Genomic DNA, 2,455 nt, shown 5'->3' with positions numbered 1-2,455 from the left:
TACTGAAACCCTACACTTATATATTAGGAGAAGGTAAAAAAATGTGGACAAAAGACTTATTTAAGGTGGAGAAACCAGTTATCGCCCTGCTGCATCTCAGGGCTATGCCGGGTGACCCGCTGTTTGGCGGGGAGGATACGATGGAATCCGTGATACAAAAGGCAAGAGAAGAACTGACGGCTCTGCAGGACGGAGGCGTGGATGGGATTCTGATTGCCAATGAGTTCAGCCTTCCCTACGAAAAGCAGGTTTCCTATGTGACGGTTGCCGCTATGGGGTGTATTGTAGGCGAACTTAAAAAGGAGATAAGGGTTCCGTTCGGTGTCAATATCGTATCAAACCCGATAGCAACCATTGATCTGGCGGCTGCGACAGGCGCTGATTTTGTCAGAAGCACCTTTACCGGTGCATACATAGGGGAAAATGGGATTACCGATACCAATATTCCGGCGACACTCAGAAGAAAAAAAGAGCTGGGACTGAAAAACCTCAAACTGCTGTTTAAGGTAAACCCTGAGTCAGATACCTACCTGGCGGAGCGGAGCCTTGAGAAAATCACAAAATCCATAATTTTCCACTGCTTTCCCGACGCGCTTTGTGTGTCCGGCAGCAGCGCCGGCTCAGAGACAGATTCCGGCCTGATGGAGCGCGTGAAAAAGGTATCCGGCGGGACACCGGTATTCTGTAATACCGGCTGCACAAAGGAAAACATCGTGGAAAAACTTGAGCAGTGTGATGGAGCCTGCATTGGAACAGCGTTCAAAAAGGATGGAAAATTCAGTAATTATGTGGAGAAAGAGCGGGTAAAGGAAATAATGGATATCGTGAAGGAATACAGGAAAAATATTGGCGCTGCCGCACCTTCCTCCCGGTCATAACGCGGAAAGGACTATTATGGGAAATGAAATATATTTCATGGGGATTGATATTGGCACCTATACCGGCAAGGGCGTGATTACCGACAGCCATGGGAAGGTGGCGGCCAGGGCTGAAATCGCCCACGGAATGGAAAATCCGGCCCCGGGATTCTATGAGCATGATGCGGAGGCAGTTTGGTGGCATGATTTCTGCTTTCTGTCAAATTCCCTGATAAAAAAAGCCGGAATCAGTCCGGAGCTGATAAGAGCCGTGGGAGCCAGCGCCCTTGGAGCGGACTGCCTGCCCGTGGACAAAGACTGCCGTCCGCTGCGCAAGGCAATATTATATGGGATTGATGCCAGATGTATGGAGGAGATCAGGGAACTTACCGATTATTACGGGGAGGAAAGAACAAAGGAATTATTCGGCCGTCCCATGTGTTCCGGAGATGTGGCTGCAAAAATTTACTGGATAAAGAAACATGAACCGGATGTATATAAACAGACTTATAAATTTCTCACCGGTTCCTCTTATCTGGCGGCGAAGCTGACCGGAAATTATGTGGTGGATCGTTTTCTGGGCATGGCTTCCTTCCGGCCGTTTTACCGGCCGGACGGGAGCATCATAGAGGAGCTGTGCCAGCCTGTCTGCCGGCCTGAACAGCTTGCAAAAGGGCAGATCGTGACGGAACCGGCGGGAACAGTGACCCACAGGGCAGCGGAAGAAACGGGGCTTAAAGAGGGAACGCCCGTGATTACGGGAAGCGGGGACTCGGCAGCGGAGGCAGTCAGCACAGGCGTTCTGTCTCCAGGGGATCTGATGGTTCAGTTTGGTTCCTCCCTCTTCTTTTACTGCTGTACCGACAGGCTTATATTGGATGACCGCGTCAGAGGCAATAATTTTCTGGTGCCGGGGACCTGCAGTATAGCAGCCGGCACGAATAATGGAGGCACCCTGCAAAACTGGTACCGGGATCAGTTATTCCCGGAATGTGTGGAAAAAGAAAAATTAACCGGTGAAAATGCCTTCAGTCTCATGATGGAAGGGCTGGATAAAATAGAGCCGGGATGCGGCGGACTTATCACACTGCCCTATTTTGCGGGCGAGAGGACACCGATCAACGATCCCTCAGCCAGGGGGATGATATTTGGGCTGAATCTGGGGCATACGAAACAGCATCTGTATCGTTCCGCACTGGAAGGCATCGGATTTTCCGTCTCGCAGCATATAGACATATTCAGGGAAAACGGTCTTAATCCGGCGCGGATTCTGGCAGCCGGAGGCGGTACAAAGAACCGCCTGTGGATGCAGATGATTGCCGATATAACGGGAATCCCGGTTGCGATAGCAAAGGAGACGTCAGGGGCGTCCTACGGCGACGCCCTGATGGCAGCCATCGGAGCAGGCCATTACCGTGATTTTGCGTCGCTGAAAGAGGTAATCAGAATCGAAACACTGCTGGAGCCCGATTTGGCAATTACTGCCTTATACCGGAAAATCCGCCCGCTTTTCGACCGCCTGTACCGGGAGAACCGGGAAAGCATGCATGCCCTGTAATGAATTGAGATTTAGTTAAGCAGGTGAGGACGCCGCCGGT

General features: G+C 51.2%; 2 protein-coding genes. Both read left to right on the top strand.

Going from position 1 to position 2,455, the window contains the following annotated elements:
- Nucleotides 1–41 precede the first annotated feature (41 nt).
- Complete coding sequence (locus CLOSYM_RS16180) at nt 42–878, top strand: BtpA/SgcQ family protein (RefSeq protein ID WP_003498279.1); 837 nt, start codon at nt 42–44, stop codon at nt 876–878.
- A gap of 16 nt (nt 879–894) precedes the next feature.
- A complete protein-coding gene (locus tag CLOSYM_RS16175; protein WP_021642935.1) occupies nt 895–2,415 on the top strand; it encodes an FGGY-family carbohydrate kinase in 1,521 nt (506 codons plus the stop codon).
- Nucleotides 2,416–2,455: the final 40 nt, after the last annotated feature.

This window comes from [Clostridium] symbiosum ATCC 14940, assembly GCF_000466485.1.
Classification (GTDB): Bacteria; Bacillota; Clostridia; order Lachnospirales; family Lachnospiraceae; genus Otoolea; species Otoolea symbiosa.
The sequence above is the reverse complement of the archived record's forward strand: the minus strand, read 5'-3'. Positions and strand labels throughout refer to the sequence as shown.